General features: G+C 68.0%; 12 protein-coding genes and 3 rRNA genes. 7 read left to right on the forward strand and 8 right to left on the reverse strand.

Going from position 1 to position 21,010, the window contains the following annotated elements:
* Nucleotides 1-48: 48 nt before the first annotated feature.
* Together OG700_RS21160 and OG700_RS21165 are read right to left on the reverse strand one after the other, a co-directional pair.
* Nucleotides 49-2,172 (reverse strand): sigma-70 family RNA polymerase sigma factor, encoded by a 2,124-nt coding sequence (locus tag OG700_RS21160; RefSeq protein WP_405615839.1) that lies wholly within the window; start codon nt 2,170-2,172, stop codon nt 49-51.
* A gap of 332 nt (nt 2,173-2,504) precedes the next feature.
* Nucleotides 2,505-3,371, reverse strand: a complete 867-nt coding sequence (locus OG700_RS21165; protein WP_405615841.1) for a TetR/AcrR family transcriptional regulator — start codon at nt 3,369-3,371, stop codon at nt 2,505-2,507.
* A gap of 320 nt (nt 3,372-3,691) precedes the next feature.
* Here OG700_RS21165 and OG700_RS21170 point away from each other — a divergent pair, with 320 nt between their 5' ends.
* Both OG700_RS21170 and OG700_RS21175 read left to right on the forward strand, forming a co-directional pair.
* The gene (locus OG700_RS21170) at nt 3,692-5,185 is read left to right on the forward strand and encodes an NAD(P)/FAD-dependent oxidoreductase (RefSeq protein WP_405615843.1); all 1,494 of its coding nucleotides are present in this window, start codon (nt 3,692-3,694) and stop codon (nt 5,183-5,185) included.
* A 137-nt stretch (nt 5,186-5,322) separates the two neighbouring features.
* The gene (locus tag OG700_RS21175) at nt 5,323-7,113 is read left to right on the forward strand and encodes a SpoIIE family protein phosphatase (protein WP_405615845.1); all 1,791 of its coding nucleotides are present in this window, start codon (nt 5,323-5,325) and stop codon (nt 7,111-7,113) included.
* Here OG700_RS21175 and OG700_RS21180 read toward each other — a convergent pair.
* Nucleotides 7,110-8,393 carry an MFS transporter gene (locus tag OG700_RS21180; protein ID WP_405621854.1) on the reverse strand — a complete coding sequence of 428 codons (1,284 nt, stop codon included), beginning with the start codon at nt 8,391-8,393 and terminating at the stop codon, nt 7,110-7,112. The genes OG700_RS21175 and OG700_RS21180 overlap by 4 nt on opposite strands.
* A gap of 140 nt (nt 8,394-8,533) precedes the next feature.
* On the opposite strand from OG700_RS21180, the gene OG700_RS21185 reads away from it, so the two are divergent.
* From OG700_RS21185 to rrf, 4 genes are all read left to right on the forward strand, one after another.
* Entirely contained in the window at nt 8,534-9,076 is a 543-nt protein-coding gene (locus OG700_RS21185; protein ID WP_405615847.1) for a MarR family winged helix-turn-helix transcriptional regulator, read from the forward strand.
* 551 nt (nt 9,077-9,627) lie between these two features.
* A 16S ribosomal RNA gene (locus tag OG700_RS21190) occupies nt 9,628-11,151 on the forward strand.
* A 318-nt stretch (nt 11,152-11,469) separates the two neighbouring features.
* Nucleotides 11,470-14,593 (forward strand): 23S ribosomal RNA (locus OG700_RS21195).
* A gap of 81 nt (nt 14,594-14,674) precedes the next feature.
* Nucleotides 14,675-14,791, forward strand: a 5S ribosomal RNA gene (rrf, locus tag OG700_RS21200).
* Together the 16S, 23S and 5S rRNA genes form the textbook arrangement of a ribosomal RNA operon.
* A gap of 65 nt (nt 14,792-14,856) precedes the next feature.
* On the opposite strand, the gene OG700_RS21205 is transcribed toward rrf, so the two are convergent.
* The 4 genes from OG700_RS21205 to OG700_RS21220 are packed head-to-tail and all read right to left on the reverse strand — an operon-like array spanning nt 14,857 to nt 18,634.
* Nucleotides 14,857-15,534 (reverse strand): response regulator, encoded by a 678-nt coding sequence (locus OG700_RS21205; protein ID WP_405615849.1) that lies wholly within the window; start codon nt 15,532-15,534, stop codon nt 14,857-14,859.
* Nucleotides 15,531-16,823: a sensor histidine kinase gene (locus OG700_RS21210; protein WP_405621856.1), complete on the reverse strand. Its 1,293-nt coding sequence runs from the start codon at nt 16,821-16,823 to the stop codon at nt 15,531-15,533. The genes OG700_RS21205 and OG700_RS21210 overlap by 4 nt, the downstream gene beginning before the upstream one ends.
* Before the next feature lie 39 nt (nt 16,824-16,862).
* Nucleotides 16,863-17,669 carry an ABC transporter permease gene (locus OG700_RS21215; RefSeq protein ID WP_405615851.1) on the reverse strand — a complete coding sequence of 269 codons (807 nt, stop codon included), beginning with the start codon at nt 17,667-17,669 and terminating at the stop codon, nt 16,863-16,865.
* A gap of 8 nt (nt 17,670-17,677) precedes the next feature.
* Nucleotides 17,678-18,634 (reverse strand): ATP-binding cassette domain-containing protein, encoded by a 957-nt coding sequence (locus OG700_RS21220; RefSeq protein WP_405615853.1) that lies wholly within the window; start codon nt 18,632-18,634, stop codon nt 17,678-17,680.
* 141 nt (nt 18,635-18,775) lie between these two features.
* On the opposite strand from OG700_RS21220, the gene OG700_RS21225 reads away from it, so the two are divergent.
* Entirely contained in the window at nt 18,776-19,387 is a 612-nt protein-coding gene (locus tag OG700_RS21225; RefSeq protein WP_405615855.1) for a GNAT family N-acetyltransferase, read from the forward strand.
* A 10-nt stretch (nt 19,388-19,397) separates the two neighbouring features.
* Here the strand turns inward: OG700_RS21225 and OG700_RS21230 are convergent, their stop codons facing one another.
* Nucleotides 19,398-21,005 (reverse strand): type VI secretion protein, encoded by a 1,608-nt coding sequence (locus OG700_RS21230; RefSeq protein ID WP_405615857.1) that lies wholly within the window; start codon nt 21,003-21,005, stop codon nt 19,398-19,400.
* Between the last annotated feature and the right edge of the window lie 5 nt (nt 21,006-21,010).

Consider the following 21,010-nt stretch of genomic DNA (forward strand, 5'->3'; position numbering starts at 1 on the left):
GGCCGCCGCACGGGGCCGCCGCGCCGGGGTCGGCGCGCCGGGGCCGGCTCAGCCGCAACTGATCCTGGACTGCGCCCAGTCGGCCACCGCCACCGATCCGAACGGCGTGTGCGGTTCGACCACCAGGCGGATCCTCTCCTGCCCGCCGATGCCCACATTCACCGGCACCGCCGCGTCGCCACCGCGCACCACCGGGGACCGCCAGAGCCGGCCGCCGTCGCCGTACACCGAGAAGCGCAGCGCGCCCAGCCCGAGCGTCATGTCGTCGACACCCACCATCGCCCGGTAACCGGCGCACCGGCGGTTGAGCTGGATGGTCACCGAACCGGGAGCGTGCATGGACGCCCCGTGCCCGTACCGCGTGCCGCCGATCGACATGCCGGGGCGCTGCCAGAGCCAACTGCTCTGCCCGATCAGCACCTCGGGCCCCGACCCGTCGCCCGTCACGTCGAACTTGAGCTGGTTCACCTGGTACACCTCCGGCGCGGGCGGAGGCGGCGGGGCGGGCGGCTTCGGCGTGGCGGGGGGCGGCGCCGGGGGCTTGGGCTTCGGCGGGGTCGGCTTCGCCTTCGTCGGCGTGGGGCTCGGCTTCGGTTCCGGCTTCGGCGCGGGCTTCTCGGACGGCGGGGCCGGCCGGGGCGCCGGGGCGGGAGCCGCCGGCGGCTTCAACTCCGGTGGCGGCGCGGGCTCCTCCGGTTGGACCGGCAGTACGACGGGCGGCTTCGCCTGCGGCTTGTCGGGCACCTCGTCACCCGACAGGGCCCACACCAGCCCGGCCGCGGCGGCGAGGGCGACCACGGCCGCGATCCCCGCCTTCATCGGCGCGCCCAGCCCCTCGGCCGCGGCACCACCCGCCGCGGCGGTACCTCCCGCCGAACCCGACGCACCACCGGCCGCGGCCGCCGCACCCGCACCGGCCGCACCCGCGACACCACCGGCGGCGACCCCGGCGGCCTTGAACGAGTACCCGGCCGCGAACCAGCCGATGACCGCGATCGGCAGCACCGCCGGAATCCCGGCGTTGACATGCGCCAACTCGCCCGCCACGAGACGGCACTTCGCGCACTCGTCCAAGTGCTTGCGCAGCCCGCGCTCGGCCCGCATCCGCAGCCCGCCGCGTGCGTACGCGCCGAGCCGGTCGGCGTACCGCGCGCAGTCGCCGGCCGAGGCGACCGCCGTGTTCACATGCGCCTGGAGATACGCCTGCTTGAGACCTTCACGCGCCCGACTGGCCAGCACGGCCGTGGCGTTGGCCGTCAGACCGAACAGCGGCGCGACCTCGCTGGGCGACTCCTCCTCGACGGTGGTGTGCCAGAGCACCGCCTGCCAGCGCTCGGGCAGACTGCGGAACGCCTGCATCGCGAGCGACCGCTCGGCCTCGTGCATGGCCAGCACGTCGGCGCCCAGATCGAGGGTGTCGTCGTCCGACACCTCGGCCGCGCGGGCGGACTGCGTGGCGAACACCGCGAAGTCGTCGACCAGTTGCTCGCGCTTGGCGGTCTTCGTCCACGCGGCGGCGACGCGCCGTACGGTCGTGAGCAGATACGCGCGCACCGCCTGCTCCGGCCCCGCACCCCCGCGCACCGCCTGGAGCGTGCGCGCGAACACCTCGGCCGTCAGGTCGTCGGCGGTGTGGGCGTCACGGCAGCATGTACGCGCGTAGCGCAGTACGGCTGTCGAGTGCCGCCGGTACAGCTCCTCGTACGCGCCGTCGTCGCCGTCCCGCATCCGCTGGATCAACTCGGCGTCCGAGGGCGGCAGTTCGACGTCCGGCCCGTCGCCGAGCGCATCGGCCCCGACGGTCCTGGTGCCGGTCTCCGCCCCGGCGGCGCCCGCGTCCCCCGCCTCGGTCGCGTACGACTCGGTGACGTACGGCTCCGTGACGTACGGCTCCGTGACGTACGGCTCCGTGACGTACGGCTCGGGCGGATCGGCCGGATGGCCACCGCCCTCGCGCTGCGGCGGCACACTCGGGTCCGCCTCGCCCGGTGGCGGCACAGGAACGACAGGCCCGGCAGGAACAACTGGCCCGACAGGCTCGGTCGGACCGGCCGCCCCCGAAGACCCACCTGGCCCGCCCTGGTTCGGCACCTGCCCGGACGGCGGCCCACCCGTCTCCGTACCGCCGGCGCCGCCGCCACCCAGTGGCTCGTCCCGTCCGTCACCGCTCATCGCGGAAGCCCCCGTAGCGTCCTGCAGACCCGAAACACCGGGCCAGCGTGCCACAGCGCCCGCCACCGCCAAACCCCCGTTGACAGGGACCACTCCTCCGTGATCCGTCACCGGAACGGCCCCCCGGCCCGCGACCGCACGCGCCTGGGGCGACCAGCCACGGCTGAAACGCCGTTTACCTGGATGTTCCGCACCACAGATGTCCGGCGGGCAGCCAGGACGACGGATCATGGCGGAGGCGGCGCGATCGTCGGGCGAACTGCCGTCCGACAGCCGCCCCACAGCCTCAAGTTGACGCGCCGAACGCCCTGGCGCACCCCGCCGGACAGGGCCTAAGCCGCCCGGGACCGCAGCCCTTCGAGCAGGATGTCCAGCAGCCGTGCCGAAGCCGCCGCCTGCTGCGCCGCGTCCGGCAGCGCGGGCGCCGCCGTGGCTATCACCAGCAGGACATCGGCCACCGTCACACCCGGCCGCAGCTCGCCGGCCGACCGGGCGCGCTCGACCAACTGACCGACGACATCGAGCAGTTCGACCGTGCCGGACGCCTGCTCCACCAGGTCGCCGCCACCGGCGCCCACGGACGCCACAGCGCCCACCGAGCCCACAGCGCCGCCCGCCGAGCCGGCGGATTCCGTGGCCCCCAGGGCCACCGAAGCGTGCTGCCCGGTGTGTTCACCCGCCCCGACCACGCGCAGATCCGGATGCCCGGACTGCCGCTGCTGCGGCACCCGCGCCTCGTCCGCCTGGTCCGGCAGGCCCTGCACGAGAGTCGACTCGTCGACGTCCACCCCGACCTTCAGCACCTGCGGCGGCAGCAGCCTGCCCGCGCCGGAAGCCACCGACGTCCGCAGGAAACGGGCGAGCGCGGACCACGGCTCGTCCTCCTGCCCCAGAGCCGCACGAGCCTGCTCCGTCAGCCGGGAGGTCTCCTCCTCGGCTATCCGGCGGACCAGCACGTCCTTGCTGGGAAACCGCCGGTAGACCGTACCGACCCCGACCCGGGCGCGGCGCGCCACGTCCTCCATCGGCGCCCCGTAGCCGAGTTCGCCGAACACCTCGCGAGCCGCCCGCAGGACGTGCTCAAGATTGCGCTGCGCGTCGACGCGCAGGGGCGCGGCGCGGCCGATCCCGCCCGAACCCGCGCGTCCGTTGCCGTCCACGGATACGACGGCCTGCCAATGAGAATCCTGAATGTGCATAAGCGTTCCCCCGGTAATGACGTCTCCCCCCGGAGACCTCCCCGCCTGACAGTCGGGGCTTCGACCTAGTCACGGTCGACACCCCGACGAAGTACGAACATAGTTGAGCCCCGGTGAATTCAGAAGGGGGTGGTTCCGCACAGTGCGCCCCCCGATCGGAGCAAGGACCGGAAGATGCCTGATTCGGCACTCTCCTGCCACTGGCCCCGTACCCGCTGACCTGCGAACCTTCCCTGCCACAGGGGGATTTGCGCAGATGGGACCGTCGTAGGGCTCCGGTCACACAATTTGCCGGGGCTGTGGACAAACCCAGGAGCCCGATGCCTGATGGGGTGGTGAAGGCAGAGATCTCCCGGGGGACGACCCCCGCACCACCGCCCCGCGCACGCGTTCTCGTCATCGGCGGCGGCTACGTCGGGATGTACACCGCGCTCCGGCTCCAGCAGAAGCTCAAGCGCGGCGAGGCGGAGGTGGTGGTCGTGTCGCCCAACGCGTACATGACCTACCAGCCGTTCCTGCCCGAGGCCGCCGCCGGCTCGATCTCCCCGCGCCATGTCGTGGTGCCGCTGCGCCGTGTTCTGCCGGACTGCACGATCATCGTCGGTGAGGCCAGATCCATCGACCACGCCAAGCGCGTCGCGACGCTCACCACCCTCGCCTCGGAGGAAGAGGCCGCGGCGAAGGCGCCCGCCAACGGCCCGCACCCCAACGGCCCGCACCCCAACGGCCCCCACTCCACCGGCCCGTACGCCCACGTCCCGGACCCGGACCAGCCTCCCGGCTCCTTCGAGATGACCTACGACGAACTCGTCCTCGCCCCCGGTTCGGTCTCCCGCACCCTCCCGGTCCCCGGTCTCGCCGAACACGGCATCGGCTTCAAGACCGTCGAGGAGGCCATCGCCCTGCGCAACCACGTCCTGGAACAGATGGACATCGCGTCCTCCACCCGCGATCCGGAACTGCGCGACGCCGCACTGACCTTCGTCTTCGTCGGTGGCGGCTACGCGGGCGTCGAAGCGCTCGCAGAGTTGGCCGACATGGCCCGCTACGCCACCCGCTACCACCACAACGTCAAGGCCGACGACCTGAAGTGGATCCTGGTGGAGGCCTCGGACCACATCCTTCCCGAAGTCGGCCACGACATGGGCAAGTACGCGGTCCGCGAGCTGCGGGCCCGCAACATCGACGTACGCCTCGAAACCCGCCTCGACTCCTGCGAGAACCGGGTGGCGGTACTGAGCGACGGCACCCGCTTCCCCACCCGCACCGTCGTGTGGACGGCGGGCGTCAAGCCGCATCCGATCGTCGCCGCCAGCGATCTCCCCCTTGACAAGCGCGGCCGGCTCGCCTGTACGGCCAGGCTCACCGTCGACGGCGTCGCACACGCCTGGTCGGCCGGTGACGCCGCCGCCGTCCCCGACCTGACGGCGGACGAGCCCGGCGCCGAATGCGCCCCCAACGCGCAACACGCCGTCCGCCAGGCCCGGGTCCTCGCCGACAACATCGTCGCCTCCCTCAGAGGCGAACCGCTGCACGACTACCGTCACCGCTACGCCGGTTCCGTCGCGTCGCTCGGCCTCCACAAGGGCGTGGCACAGGTGTACGGCCGTAAACTCAAGGGCTATCCGGCCTGGCTGATGCACCGCGCGTACCACCTCAGCCGCGTCCCGACCTTCAACCGCAAGGCGCGCGTGCTCGCGGAGTGGACCCTTTCGGGGCTCTTCAAACGGGAGATCGTCTCCCTCGGCTCCCTGGAGCACCCACGTGCCGAATTCGAACTCGCCGCCGGAGCGGAACGACCCAGAGACCGCTGACGTCCGATGTCAGTGCGGTCGGCCACACTGAACGTGTGACCATAGGTGGGTTCACATCTGCACAGAGTGATTCCGCAGAGAGCGATCCGGTAGCCCGCCAAGGCGAACAGCGACGACACCATGAGGCCTGAAAATCCGTGAATTTCACGCGTTGGAGCGCCCGGCTCCCCGGTACACAGCGCCGCATCGCCGCGCGGACGGACGTTGGGGAGGCGCAATCGCCGAGTTCCGCGAGTGCTGTGCCCGCCGCCCGCGGTGAATTCGAACAACACGGCGACAGCCGCGCCGGGCGCCAGGACGCACGCCGGCACGCAAGACAGCAGGACGCAGGACAGCAGGACGCAGGACAGGACGGAGCACCGACGGGAATCCCCGCCCTCGAAGAGCTGTCCGTCCGCGACGTCCTCGGCGGTCTCCCCGCCCTCGTCGCGTTGGTGTACGGCCGCGACCACCGCGTCGCGTACGTCAACGACGCCTACGTGGACGCGTTCGGACCACGCGAGCCGGGCACGGCCGCGGCCGAGGGCTGCCCCGAGCTGGTCGAGCTGGGCCTGATGCCGCTCATGGACCAGGTGCTGCGCAGCGGAAAGCCCCGTACGGTCAAGTCCCGCAAGGTCCAGGCGGCCGACACCACCACCTCCACCACCCCGTCGGCACACGCGTCGGCGAACGGCTCCGCCACCGTCGCACGCGACGGCTCGTACACGGTGACCTGCACCCCCGTCGAGACCAGCGGATCCGGCGGCGTCCTCATCTTCGCCGCCGACGTCACCGACCACGCCGAGGCCGCCGAGCGCCTGCGCGCCAGCGAGCGCCGACTGCGCGAGACCGCCGTCGCCCTCCAGCGCTCGCTCCTCCCCCAGGAGCTGGAGCAGCCCGACGACCTGCGCGTCGCCGCCACATACCAGCCGGGCGGTACGGACGCGGCGGTCGGCGGCGACTGGTACGACGTGATCACCCTCGGCGCCGGCCGTACGGCCCTGGTCATCGGCGACGTCATGGGCCGCGGCGTCCGCGCGGCAGCCGTCATGGGCCAACTGCGCACCGCCGTACGCGCGTACGCCCGCCTCGACCTGCCCCCGCACGAAGTCCTGCAACTGCTCGACGGACTCGCCGCCGAGATCGACCCCAGCCAGATCGCCACCTGCGTCTACGCCGTCCACGACCCCAACGAGGGTCGGCTCGTCTACGCGTCGGCGGGCCACCTGCCGATCCTCGTACGCGCGGAGGACGGCACGGTCGCCCGCGCCGCTGACCCGACCGGACCCCCGCTCGGCACCGGCGGCTGGATCCACACGTCCGGCACCATCGACCTGGCCCCCGGCTCCACCGCCGTCCTCTATACGGATGGTCTCGTCGAGCGCCGCAGCGAGGACATCGACGAGGGCGTGGCATCCCTGGAACGCGCGCTCGCCGGCGCCAAGGGATCACCCCAGGTCGTCTGCGACCGGCTGATCCGCGCGATGGGCGTCACGGCCGAGCACGACGACGACGTCGCGGTGCTGGTCCTCCAGCACCCCGCCCGCACCGGGCAGGCCGCCGAGCTGTTCCACAACGCCGCGCTCGACCTGCTCGGCGGAGTCGAGGCAGCCCCGCGCGCCCGCGCGTTCGCCTCGGGAGTGCTCTCCTCGTGGCGCTTCCCCGTCGAACTCCGCGACCTGGGCGTCCTCGCCACCAGCGAACTCGTCGCCAACTCCCTCCAGCACGGCACCCCGCCGATGCGGCTCAGACTCCGCCGTACGGACCGCCGGCTGATCATCGAGGTCACCGACGGGGACGACCACCTGCCACTGCGCCGCCACGCCGAACCGGCGGACGAGGCGGGCCGCGGCATCTCGATCGTCGCGACGATCGCCTCGTCCTGGGGCTCCCGCCGCACACCGGGCGGCGGCAAGGCGGTCTGGTGCGAGTTCGCGCTGCCTCATTAGGAGGCGGCCACGGCGGTCTCCGGCTCCGGCTTGTGCACGGCCACGACACGCGTCGCGTACGCGAGTGAAGGCTGGTCCTGTACGGGGGTAAGCCGCCGGCCCAGCCGCAGCGCCAGCACACTGACGCCGAGCGAGAAGAGCACGAACGTCACGATGTACGGGCCGTGCAGCGCGGCCCCCATCGGCCCGCCCACCGCGGGTCCTAGGGCCAGCGCGAGCTGCTTGACCAGAGCGAAAGCGGCGTTGTACTGCCCGACCATCTCCTCCGGCGCCAGATCGGCCACCAGCGGCGCCACGGTCGGCGACAGCATCGACTCACCGAGCCCGAACAGCGCGTACGTGGAGATGAAGGCGGCGGTCGCCATCGTCTGGCTGCCGTGCCCCAGTCCCGCGTACCCCGCGATGACCCAGGCCAGCGCCCAGATCAGCCCGACCGCCGCGATGACCCGGCTCCGCCTGCGCCGCTCGACCAGCCTGAGCACGACGAACTGCGCGACCACGATCACGGCGGTGTTCGCGGCCAGCGCGATACCGAGCGTCGACGGGTCGATCCCGGCGGCCTCGGTCCCGTACGCGGCCAGCCCGGACTCGAACTGCCCGTAGCAGGCGAAGAACAGCACGAAGCCCAGCGCGCACAGCCACACCATCGCCCGGTGCCCGAGCAGCACCCGCAGCCCCCCGCCCCGCGCGGCCCCCTTGGGAAGCACGGTCGAGGCGGCGGACGTACGAGGCATCCGTACGGTCCCCGCGACGGCGGCCAGCACCAGGAACATCGCGGCCTCGATAACGAACAGCAGGGTGAAACTTCCCGGCCTGCCGACATCGACGATCTGCCCGCCGATCAGACCACCGATGCCGAGCCCGAGGTTCTGCAGGAAGAACTGCGTCGCGAAGGCCCGCGTCCGGGTCGACGGAGTCGAGCACCACACGATCATCGTGGCGAGCGCGGGCTGCATGACGGCCGTGCCGCCGCCGAGCAGCGCCGCCGCGAGCACGGCGGTCGGCACATCCGCCGCCACCCCCATGGCCAAGGCACCCACGGAGGCCAGCACCGCACCACCGACGACGACGCGCAGCGGCCCGCGCCGGTCGATCACCCGCCCGACGAAGGGCAGGGCGACGAGCGCGGCCATGGCGAAGACCGCCAGCACGACCCCCGCCGTACCGGCGCCCAGATCCCGGACCTGGGCCACATACACATACAGATACGGGACGGTGAACCCGAGCCCGAACGCGCTCAGCGCGGTCCCTGTCTGGATCCGGCGCATCGCCGCGCCCATCACCCTGGTCACACTCACCTACCTCGGAGGAAGAAGACTGGAAGACCTCAAACCTGAAGACTTCAAAGCTAAAGTTAGAACGTCAACAATACACATTGAAGGACTTCAACGCCAACGGCCGGCGTGCCATACTGCGCCGCATGTCAGACACCCCCGGGGAACCGAGCCTCGACGAACAGATCGCCGCCTATCAGCGAGAGTTCGACGCCCTCGACCCCCAGGTGGAGCAGGTCGTCACAGCGCTCGGCCGGCTCAACCGCCGGATGAACGTGGCGTACGGGAGGCAGCTCGCCGACCTCGGCATCAGCAACGCCGAATGGGAAGTCCTCAAGACCCTGGTCGTGGCGGGAGCCCCGTACCGCCTCGGCCCGGGTGAACTGGCCAAACGCCTCGGCCTCACCCCGGCCGCGATGACCCACCGCGTCGACCGCATGGCGGCCGAGGGCCTGGTCACGCGCGACCGGGACGAGAGCAACCGGGTACGGGTGATCGTCGAGCTGACGGACGAGGGCCGCACGAAGTGGCTGGAGGCCATGCGCATGGCCTCCGACTTCGAAGAAGACCTGCTCCAAGACCTCTCGGGCGACGACCGCGGAGTGCTGGGCGAACTGCTGATCCGCCTGCTCCGCCGCGTGGAACACGCCCAGCCGGATGCCGGCGGGCGCCTGACCGACCTGGACTGACGGAGGGCGAACAGCCCGAGTTGACACCACCCGGACCGGTCCGTAAGGTTCTTCGAGTTGTCATGGAGCCGTAACGGATCCGCGACACACTCCGGCCGCTTGAATGCGGCACACAAACTCTGCGAGACGCCCTCGACCGGGAACCATTTCGGCATGCCGAAATCCATTACCGGGACTCGATTTGTGAGTCGACGGGGAAACGGGCTAGAGTTTGAAACGTCGGAACGGCCGAAGGGCCGGAAAGACAAGCCCCGCTGACTGGGAATCAGGCGCCGAAAGGTTCTGATAGAGTCGGAGACGAAGGAAAGCAAGACCGAAGGGAAGCCCGGAGGAAAGCCCGAGAGGGTGAGTACAAAGGAAGCGTCCGTTCCTTGAGAACTCAACAGCGTGCCAAAAGTCAACGCCAGATATGTTGATACCCCGACCTCGTCCACTGTTGTGGATTGGGTTGAGGTTCCTTTGATAGAAACACAGCGAGGACGCTGTGAACGGTTGGCCTTATTCCGGTCGACTGTTCCGCTCTCGTGGTGTCACCCGATTACGGGTAAACATTCACGGAGAGTTTGATCCTGGCTCAGGACGAACGCTGGCGGCGTGCTTAACACATGCAAGTCGAACGATGAAGCCTTCGGGTGGATTAGTGGCGAACGGGTGAGTAACACGTGGGCAATCTGCCCTGCACTCTGGGACAAGCCCTGGAAACGGGGTCTAATACCGGATAATACTGTGCCCCTCATGGGGGACGGTTGAAAGCTCCGGCGGTGCAGGATGAGCCCGCGGCCTATCAGCTTGTTGGTGGGGTAATGGCCTACCAAGGCGACGACGGGTAGCCGGCCTGAGAGGGCGACCGGCCACACTGGGACTGAGACACGGCCCAGACTCCTACGGGAGGCAGCAGTGGGGAATATTGCACAATGGGCGAAAGCCTGATGCAGCGACGCCGCGTGAGGGATGACGGCCTTCGGGTTGTAAACCTCTTTCAGCAGGGAAGAAGCGAAAGTGACGGTACCTGCAGAAGAAGCGCCGGCTAACTACGTGCCAGCAGCCGCGGTAATACGTAGGGCGCAAGCGTTGTCCGGAATTATTGGGCGTAAAGAGCTCGTAGGCGGTCTGTCACGTCGGGTGTGAAAGCCCGGGGCTTAACCCCGGGTCTGCATTCGATACGGGCAGACTAGAGTGTGGTAGGGGAGATCGGAATTCCTGGTGTAGCGGTGAAATGCGCAGATATCAGGAGGAACACCGGTGGCGAAGGCGGATCTCTGGGCCATTACTGACGCTGAGGAGCGAAAGCGTGGGGAGCGAACAGGATTAGATACCCTGGTAGTCCACGCCGTAAACGTTGGGAACTAGGTGTTGGCGACATTCCACGTCGTCGGTGCCGCAGCTAACGCATTAAGTTCCCCGCCTGGGGAGTACGGCCGCAAGGCTAAAACTCAAAGGAATTGACGGGGGCCCGCACAAGCAGCGGAGCATGTGGCTTAATTCGACGCAACGCGAAGAACCTTACCAAGGCTTGACATACACCGGAAAGCATCAGAGATGGTGCCCCCCTTGTGGTCGGTGTACAGGTGGTGCATGGCTGTCGTCAGCTCGTGTCGTGAGATGTTGGGTTAAGTCCCGCAACGAGCGCAACCCTTGTTCTGTGTTGCCAGCATGCCCTTCGGGGTGATGGGGACTCACAGGAGACCGCCGGGGTCAACTCGGAGGAAGGTGGGGACGACGTCAAGTCATCATGCCCCTTATGTCTTGGGCTGCACACGTGCTACAATGGCCGGTACAATGAGCTGCGATACCGCAAGGTGGAGCGAATCTCAAAAAGCCGGTCTCAGTTCGGATTGGGGTCTGCAACTCGACCCCATGAAGTCGGAGTTGCTAGTAATCGCAGATCAGCATTGCTGCGGTGAATACGTTCCCGGGCCTTGTACACACCGCCCGTCACGTCACGAAAGTCGGTAACACCCGAAGCCGGTGGCCCAACCCCTTGTGGGAGGGAGCTGTCGAAGGTGGGACTGGCGATTGGGACGAAGTCGTAACAAGGTAGCCGTACCGGAAGGTGCGGCTGGATCACCTCCTTTCTAAGGAGCATCTAGACCATCGGACCCCTTGGGTCGGGTGGTCCAGGAACCATTTCGTCGGCACCTGTCCGACGGTGGTCGCTCATGGGTGGAACGTTGACTATTCGGCACAGTTTTTCGTGGTTTCCCAGTACTGCTTCGGCGTGGAACGGGATCGTGAAGGGCTGGGCCGGGCGCGCTGTTGGGTGTCTGAGGGTACGGGCTGCGTGAGCTGCTTGTGTCTTCGGTTGCCGGCCCCGGTGAACTCACTGTGTATGCGGTGGGGTGGCGGGTGGTTGGTCGTTGTTTGAGAACTGCACAGTGGACGCGAGCATCTGTGGCCAAGTTTTTAAGGGCGCACGGTGGATGCCTTGGCACCAGGAACCGATGAAGGACGTGGGAGGCCGCGATAGGCCCCGGGGAGCTGTCAACCGAGCTTTGATCCGGGGGTGTCCGAATGGGGAAACCCGGCAGTCGTCATGGGCTGTCACCCGCTGCTGAACACATAGGCAGTGTGGAGGGAACGAGGGGAAGTGAAACATCTCAGTACCCTCAGGAAGAGAAAACAACCGTGATTCCGGGAGTAGTGGCGAGCGAAACCGGATGAGGCCAAACCGTATGTGTGTGATACCCGGCAGGGGTTGCGCATGCGGGGTTGTGGGAGTGCACTTGATCAGTCTGCCGGCTGGTCGGAGAGTCAGAAACCGTACAGGTAGGCGAAGGACATGCGAAAGGTCCGGCGTAGAGGGTAAGACCCCCGTAGCTGAAATCTGTGCGGCTCTCTTGCGTATTTCCCAAGTAGCACGGGGCCCGAGAAATCCCGTGTGAATCTGGCGGGACCACCCGCTAAGCCTAAATATTCCCTGGTGACCGATAGCGGATAGTACCGTGAGGGAATGGTGAAAAGTACCGCGGGAGCGGAGTGAAATAGTACCTGAAACCGTGTGCCTACAAGCCGTGGGAGCGTCGCGCGAGGAACTTGTTCCTCGCGTCGTGACTGCGTGCCTTTTGAAGAATGAGCCTGCGAGTTTGCGGTGTGTTGCGAGGTTAACCCGTGTGGGGAAGCCGTAGCGAAAGCGAGTCCGAACAGGGCGACATAGTAGCGCGCTCAAGACCCGAAGCGGAGTGATCTAGCCATGGGCAGGTTGAAGCGGCTGTAAGAGGTCGTGGAGGACCGAACCCACCAGGGTTGAAAACCTGGGGGATGACCTGTGGTTAGGGGTGAAAGGCCAATCAAACTCCGTGATAGCTGGTTCTCCCCGAAATGCATTTAGGTGCAGCGTCGTGTGTTTCTTGCCGGAGGTAGAGCACTGGATAGGCGATGGGCCCTACCGGGTTACTGACCTTAGCCAAACTCCGAATGCCGGTAAGTGAGAGCACGGCAGTGAGACTGTGGGGGATAAGCTCCATGGTCGAGAGGGAAACAGCCCAGAGCATCGACTAAGGCCCCTAAGCGTACGCTAAGTGGGAAAGGATGTGGAGTCGCAGAGACAACCAGGAGGTTGGCTTAGAAGCAGCCACCCTTGAAAGAGTGCGTAATAGCTCACTGGTCAAGTGATTCCGCGCCGACAATGTAGCGGGGCTCAAGCGTACCGCCGAAGTCGTGTCATTCGTACATGTAGCCTCAACGGGCGTGCGGATGGGTAGGGGAGCGTCGTGTGCCGGGTGAAGCCTCCGCGGAAGCGAGGGGTGGACGGTTCACGAGTGAGAATGCAGGCATGAGTAGCGATACACACGTGGGAAACGTGTGCGCCGATTGACTAAGGGTTCCTGGGTCAAGCTGATCTGCCCAGGGTAAGTCGGGACCTAAGGCGAGGCCGACAGGCGTAGTCGATGGACAACCGGTTGATATTCCGGTACCCGCTTTGAAACGCCCAGTATCGAATCAGGCGATGCTAAGACCGTGAAGCCGTCCTGGAGCCTTCGGGCAAAGGGGAGTGGTGGAGCCGTCGGACCAGACTTGTAGTAGGTAAGCGATGGGGTGACGCAGGAAGGTAGTCCAGCCCGGGCGGTGGTAGTCCCGGGGTAAGGGTGTAGCCCGAGAGATAGGCAAATCCGTCTCTTGTTGAGGGTGAGACCTGATGCCGAGCCGATTGTGGTGAAGTGGATGATCCTATGCTGTCGAGAAAAGCCTCTAGCGAGTTTCATGGCGGCCCGTACCCTAAACCGACTCAGGTGGTCAGGTAGAGAATACCGAGGCGTTCGGGTGAACTATGGTTAAGGAACTCGGCAAAATGCCCCCGTAACTTCGGGAGAAGGGGGGCCATTTCTGGTGATCATCTTTACGGTGTGAGCTGGGGGTGGCCGCAGAGACCAGCGAGAAGCGACTGTTTACTAAAAACACAGGTCCGTGCGAAGCCGTAAGGCGATGTATACGGACTGACGCCTGCCCGGTGCTGGAACGTTAAGGGGACCGGTTAGTCACATTTCGGTGTGGCGAGGCTGAGAACTTAAGCGCCAGTAAACGGCGGTGGTAACTATAACCATCCTAAGGTAGCGAAATTCCTTGTCGGGTAAGTTCCGACCTGCACGAATGGCGTAACGACTTCTCGACTGTCTCAACCATAGGCCCGGTGAAATTGCACTACGAGTAAAGATGCTCGTTTCGCGCAGCAGGACGGAAAGACCCCGGGACCTTTACTACAGTTTGATATTGGTGTTCGGTTCGGCTTGTGTAGGATAGGTGGGAGACTGTGAAGCTTGGACGCCAGTTCAGGTGGAGTCAACGTTGAAATACCACTCTGGTCGTGCTGGATGTCTAACCTGGGTCCGTGATCCGGATCAGGGACAGTGTCTGATGGGTAGTTTAACTGGGGCGGTTGCCTCCTAAAGAGTAACGGAGGCGCCCAAAGGTTCCCTCAGCCTGGTTGGTAATCAGGTGTTGAGTGTAAGTGCACAAGGGAGCTTGACTGTGAGACCGACGGGTCGAGCAGGGACGAAAGTCGGGACTAGTGATCCGGCGGTGGCTTGTGGAAGCGCCGTCGCTCAACGGATAAAAGGTACCCCGGGGATAACAGGCTGATCTTCCCCAAGAGTCCATATCGACGGGATGGTTTGGCACCTCGATGTCGGCTCGTCGCATCCTGGGGCTGGAGTCGGTCCCAAGGGTTGGGCTGTTCGCCCATTAAAGCGGTACGCGAGCTGGGTTTAGAACGTCGTGAGACAGTTCGGTCCCTATCCGCTGCGCGCGCAGGAGTCTTGAGAAGGGCTGTCCCTAGTACGAGAGGACCGGGACGGACGAACCTCTGGTGTGCCAGTTGTCCTGCCAAGGGCATGGCTGGTTGGCTACGTTCGGGAGGGATAACCGCTGAAAGCATCTAAGCGGGAAGCCTGCTTCGAGATGAGGACTCCCACCCACTTGATGGGGTAAGGCTCCCAGTAGACGACTGGGTTGATAGGCCGGATATGGAAGCACCGTGAGGTGTGGAGTTGACCGGTACTAATAGGCCGAGGGCTTGTCCTCAGTTGCTCGCGTCCACTGTGTTAGTTCTGAGACAACGAACAGTCCGTGACATCATCCGGTTGTTCAGCAGTTTCATAGTGTTTCGGTGGTCATTGCGTTAGGGAAACGCCCGGTTACATTCCGAACCCGGAAGCTAAGCCTTTCAGCGCCGATGGTACTGCAGGGGGGACCCTGTGGGAGAGTAGGACGCCGCCGAACAATTTTTGAGTCGGGAATGCCCCGCACCATTTTGGTGCGGGGCATTTCTGCGTTCAGAGGCCGTTTCACGACGGGCGGACCAGTTTTGCCTCGTACGCCAGGATTACCGCCTGGACCCTGTCGCGTGAGCCCGTCTTCGACAGGACGCGGCCCACATGCGTCTTCACTGTCGATTCCGCGAGATGGAATCGGGTGGCGATCTCGGCATTCGTCCAGCCCTGGCCGATGACGGTGAGGATTTCCCGTTCCCGGTCGGTGAGCAGGGCGATTCCCGGGTGTGGTTCGTCGGGTGTCGTGCCCTCGGTGCCGTTCGTGGTCGGGAGGCGGTGGGCGTACGCGTCCAGCAGTCGGCGGGTGAGGCTCGGTGCGACCACCGCGTCGCCGCTGGCGACCGCGCGGATGCCGGACAGCAGCTCTTCGGGGAGCGCGTCCTTGACGAGGAAGCCGCTGGCGCCGGCTCGGAGGGCCGCGTACGCGTACTCGTCGAGGTCGAAGGTGGTCAGGATCAGCACCCTCGTACGGCTGCCGGCCGCGACGATGCGGCGGGTCGCCTCGATGCCGTCCAGGCCCGGCATGCGAACGTCCATCAGGACGACGTCCGGGTGGAGCCGGGCGATCAGGCGGACGGCTTCGGCGCCGCCGCTCGCCTCGCCCACCAGGGTCATGTCCTCCTGGCTCTCCAGCAGCATCCGGAAGCCCATGCGTTGCAAGGGCTGGTCGTCGGCGATCAGTACGGTCGTCACAGCCGGTCGTCCTCGTCGTTCGGCAGATGCAGGTGGACCCGCCAGCCGCCGGCGGGTGGCGGCAGGGGGCCGACGTCAAGTGTGCCCGCGTACAGGGCGGTTCGTTCCCGCATGCCGGTGATGCCGTGTCCTCCCGCGCTCGATTCCGTGGCTCTGCCGGTGTCGGTGATCTCCGCGGTGACGGACTCGGGCGTGCGGCTGAGCGTGACCCGTGCCGTGGCGTTCGGGCCGGCGTGCTTGAGGGTGTTCGTGAGGGCTTCCTGGATGACGCGGTAGACCGTGAGCTGGCGCCCTGTCGTTACGGCTTCGAGGTCGCCGGTGGCCGTGATGTGCACGCGCAGGCCCGCCGCCCGTACGCCGTCGATCAGTTGGCCGAGGTCGCTGTCGCCGAGGCCGGGCTGTGGTGTCAGTTCGGCCGGGGCGTCGTTCTGGAGGATGCCGAGCAGGCGGCGGAGTTCTGTGAGGGCCTGGCGGCTGGTGGTGGCGATCGCGTGCAGGGCTTCGGTCGCGCGCTGTGGGTTCTTCTTCGCGGCGTACGAACCGCCGTCCGCGAGGCCGGTGATGACCGAGAGGTTGTGGCCGAGGATGTCGTGCATCTCGCGGGCGATTCTGGTGCGTTCGGCGGCGGCGGCGAGCTGGGCCTGCTGGTCGCGTTCGATCTCCAACTGCTTCGCCCGCTCTCTCAACGAGGCCGTGTACTCCTGTCTCGTACGCATCACGATCCCCAGCAGGGCCACGACGACGAAGCTGGTGAGTGACGACTGGAAGGCAATGACCCAGTTGTCCTCCGGGAAGCGGGCCGCGCCCACGGCGAGGGGGACGTTCAGCAGGACTGCGGTCAGGGCGAGTTGGCGCATCGGCAGCCGTAGCGCGATGTTGAAGACGACGATCAGCTGGCAGAACACGGCGACCTGGAGCCCGGCGCCCGACCAGGCGAGCAGCAGGGCGAACGGCAATGTCGCGAGCAGCGTCTCCAGGGGGCGCGTACGGCGGTGCGGCACGGCCAGGGAGCAGCCAACGGTGCAGACCACCGCCGCCCACAGCGGTCCGTCAGGGTTGGGCGCGACGGATCGCCAGCCGCCGCTGAGCAGGTCGACCGTGCCGCCTATCAGCAGACAGCCGGTCAGCAGCAGGTCCCAGGCGAGCGGGTGCGACGTGTCGAACGCGCTGATCCGCCGGGCCGCGCGGTTGATGAGCTGGGTGAGCGATCCGCTGCCGGCTGCGTCTGCGCGTTTCTCTGCGCGTGCCTCTGCGCGTACTTCTGTGCTTCTGCCGCCGCCGCCCCGCATGCCGCTCACTTGTCCCCCGTCCCGTTCATTCCCCCATCGTCATGCATCGCGCCGTTTGAGCAGCCACCCCGCCGCTCCCAGCGCCGCCGCCGCCCACAGGCACAGGGTGAGCAGAGCCGCCCCGTCCGGCAGACTGCCGTCGATCTGGCTGACCGCGCCGAGGGATTCGGAGGCGCGGGCCGGGAAGTACGCGACGGTGTCCTTCACGGCATCGGAGGACATCGCCGCCAGCACCTCCGGCAGGATGACCACGCCGCCGAAGAACGCGCCGAGGGCCGCCGGTACGGAGCGGAGCAGCGCGCCGAGGCCGAGGCCGAGTACCCCGAGGAGCGTGAGCGAGACCGCCGTGCCCGCGATGGCGCGGGCGATGCCCGGATCGGTGAGCGAGGCGCCCATGTCCGTGTCCGAGAGGAAGAGTTGGGCGAGCAGGAAGGTCGTGAAGACGGTGATCGTGGAGACGACGAGCGTCACCGCGGCGAAGATCGCGGCCTTCGCCCACAGCACGGGGAGCCGTCGGGGGACGGCGGCGAGCGAGGCGCGGATCATGCCGGTCGCGTACTCGCCCGCGCTGAACAGGACGCCGAGCACGGTGAGGAAGATCTGCCCGAACTGGACGCCGATCAGGGTCAGTACGACCGGGTCGTTGACCCCGCCGAAGCCTCCGCCGGCCGGTTCGTGGCCGATGGCCATGACCAGGCCGGTGGCGAGGATGAGGACCGATGTCGCCGCGAGGGTGACCCAAGTGGAGCGCAGGGTCCAGAACTTGTGCCACTCCGAGCGCAGCACGCGGGCCGGTGTGACACCCATGCGGGCGGGTGCCGCGCGCTTGGTTTCCACGGTGCTCATGCCGCCGCTCATGCCGCCGCTCCCGTCAGTGCGTCGTGGGTGGCGCCCGCCTGGTACTCGACCTCGTCGCGCGTCAGGTCCATGAAGGCCTGCTCCAGGGACACGGCGCGCGGCGTCAGCTCGTACACGGGGACGGCGTGCGCGGCGGCGATACGGCCGATGTGCGCGCCGTCGACGCCCCGTACGTCCAGCTCGTCGGGGTCGGCGCCGGGCGTGATCTCGACGCCGGGGCCTGTGAGCAGCGCGGCGAGCGTCGCGGCGTCGGGGGAGACGACCTTCATGGCCGCCGCGCCGGAGTCCCGTACGAAGTCGGCCACCGTCGTCTCGGCAAGCAGCCGGCCGCGGCCGATGATGATGAGCCGTTCGGCCGTCAGCGCCATCTCGCTCATCAGGTGGGAGGAGACGAAGACTGTACGGCCTTCGGAGGCAAGGGACTTGAGGAGGTTACGGATCCACAGGACACCCTCCGGGTCGAGGCCGTTGACGGGCTCGTCCAGGATGACCGTGGCCGGGTCGCCGAGCAGGGCCGCCGCGATGCCCAGGCGCTGGCCCATGCCGAGGGAGAAGCCCTTCACCCGGTCTCCCGCGACGTCGGTGAGGCCGGTCAGGTCCAGGACGTGCGCGACGCGGGAGGCGGGGATCCCGTGGGTGTGGGCGAGCGCCATGAGGTGGTGGTGGGCGGTGCGGCCCGGGTGCACGGCGCGGGCCTCCAGCAGGGCGCCGACCTCGTGGAGCGGGGCCGGGTGGGCGGCGTAGGGGCGGTCGCCGACGGTGACGTGGCCGGCGGTGGGGGTGTCGAGGCCCAGGATCATGCGCATGGTGGTGGATTTTCCGGCGCCGTTGGGGCCGAGGAAGCCGGTGACCGCGCCCGGCTCGACGCTGAAGGTGAGGTCGTCGACGACGGTCTTGCCGGTCCTGCCGGTCCTGCCGCCGTAGCGTTTCGTGAGTTTGTTGGCCTTGATCATGGGTTCGACGGTAGGCAGCGGGCGGGGCCGGAACGTCGGACCGGGGGTGGGCAATGCGTACGGGGCGTACTACCCCGGTACGACGCGTGACGACACGAAACTCGATTGTGGGCGACGGCGGTGGGCGCGGAGGATCGTGGAATGGACCGGACGAATCGCGCGAAGCGCGCCGTAAATCTTGGGAATGACAGATGGGTGGTACGTGCTGCGCGTGCCGACGAATGGGGCAAGGCCAGGGAGTTTCGGCTGGACGCCCTGCGGGATCCGGCCGCGCCGGTCGCCTTCCTCGAAACGTACGACGACGCCCTTCGCCGCCCGGATTCCTTCTGGCGCGAGCGCACGGAGGGATCGGCGCGGGGCACGGCGGCGCGGCAGTTCGTGGCCGAACTGGCGGACGGCGCATGGGCCGGTTCGGTGGTGGTGCTGGTCGAGCGGCGGGGCGCGACCGATGTGCTGGGCGGCCTGAGCGCGTACGACCAGGGGCAACTCGTCGCCGTGTTCGTACGGCCCGAGTACCGGGGCGCCGGTCTGCTGGGTGAGCTGTTCGACGCGGCCACCGCGTGGATGTGGTCGCTGGCGGAGCCCCGCGCCGAGCGGGTGCGGCTGCACGTCCACGAGCGGAACGGTCGGGCGCGGGCCGCCTACCGCAAGCTCGGATTCGAGCCGACCGGGGAGACCGTCGCCGTCGAGAACGAGCCCGGCGCGCGGGAGTTCGAGCTGGCGCTGCCGCGGCCAGGGGCCGCGCGGGGGTGAACGAGGGCACTCAGGCGGGTAGTTCGTGCTGTGGCCAGCGGTCTGGCCAGCGGTCCCTGCCCTGTTCGCGCGAGCGCAGCAGGACGAGCGCGGGCATCCCCCGCTCGTCGCCCTCGGTCAGCAGCTCGGGCAGCGCGGGCAGGGGCGCCACCGCCGCCACGTCGTCGAGCACCAGCGTCATTGGTGGGTCGAGCCGACCGGCGGATGACCGTACGGCCATGCGGCGGCCGTGCTCGACCACGCTTGAGGCGAGAGCGGTGAGCAGCGGCATCGCTCCCGGACGGGTGCGCGGATCTTCGATCGGCTCACCCACCACATAGAGCGTGCCCCCCTCGGCCGCAAAAGAATCCAGTGCGAGCGAGTCGGCACGATTGGGTGTGCACGCCTCACGGATATGGACGGACGACAGCGAGGCCAGCGCGCGGGTGGTCAACTGCTGTGCGATCTCCCGGCGTTCGGGGTGCGCGGTGAGCGCGGACTCCAGCAGGCCAGCGAGTCCGGAGGCGGCCTTGGGGTGGGTGCGCAGCAGCCGTACGGCCTCGTGGGCGTTGCCGCCCTGCGCCCAGCGGTGCACCTGCCGGAACGGCCGCGCGTCCACGGCGGCGGCGTGCAGCCAGCAGCGCAGCAGGGTCTCCGCGGTGTCGGCCATGGCGGCGTCGAGCCGGGCCAGCGGCCGTACGGGCGCGAGCAGCGCGACGGCACGCGCGGCGGCGGTGTCGGCGTCCGCGCAGCCGGCGGTGGGGGACCAGTGGAGACGGGCCGGGGTGTCGCAGAGATGGCTGGGGTCGTAGACGAGGACGGGGCCGAGTTTGGCGCGGGCGTCCTTTGTCTCGGCCCAGACGGTGGGGTCGGACGTGACGACGAGCGCGGGGCCCTCGGCGTCCTGGATGGCCCGCACGGCGGCGGGGCGGCGGGTGTGGGGGGCGCCGTAGCGGACGTGGGCGTAGGGGGCGGTACGGGGCGCGGGGAGGGGGAGGACGGGGGCGGGCGTCTGTTCGACCGGTGGCTGTTGGACTGGTGGCTGTTGGACTGGTGCCTGCTCGACCGGCGGTTGTTCGATCGAGGCGGGGGCGGGCGGAGTCGGGGCGGGCTGGGCCGGTGGTACGTACGGCGCCGGGGCCTCCCGCACTGGCTCCCGTACGCGCTCCTCCACCCGCTCGGCAGCCCGCTCCTCCGCGAGCTCCCGTGTCCGCTCCCGCACCCGCTCGCTCTCCCGGAGCCGTACCGTACGCAGCGCGCGCCAGCGGGCCACCACGCCCAGCACGAACACCGTCAGCACGGCCGCCACCATCAGTTCGCCTATGAACAGGCCCCAGAACAGCCCGTATCCGGACAGCTCGCCAGCCGGGGTGTCCGGCCAGGCGGTCGGCAGGTCGTGCGGGGCGGAGATCAGTTGCCGTACCGCCGCCGGCGTACGCGTGAAGGTCACCGAGTCCGGCCAGGAGCCGTGCGCGAAGAGCGCGGCGAGACCCGTCGCCGTCCACGCGAACAGCGTGATGCCGAGCAGGAACCCCAGCACGCCGAGGATCAGCCCGTCCGGAACCCCGCGCTGCTCGCCCGAACCCGAACCCGAACCGGGTCCGGGTCCGGGCCGTCCGGCCCCACCGCCCGCCGCCACGCCGC

This window comes from Streptomyces sp. NBC_01508, from assembly GCF_045040315.1.
In the GTDB taxonomy this organism is placed as follows: Bacteria; Actinomycetota; Actinomycetes; order Streptomycetales; family Streptomycetaceae; genus Streptomyces.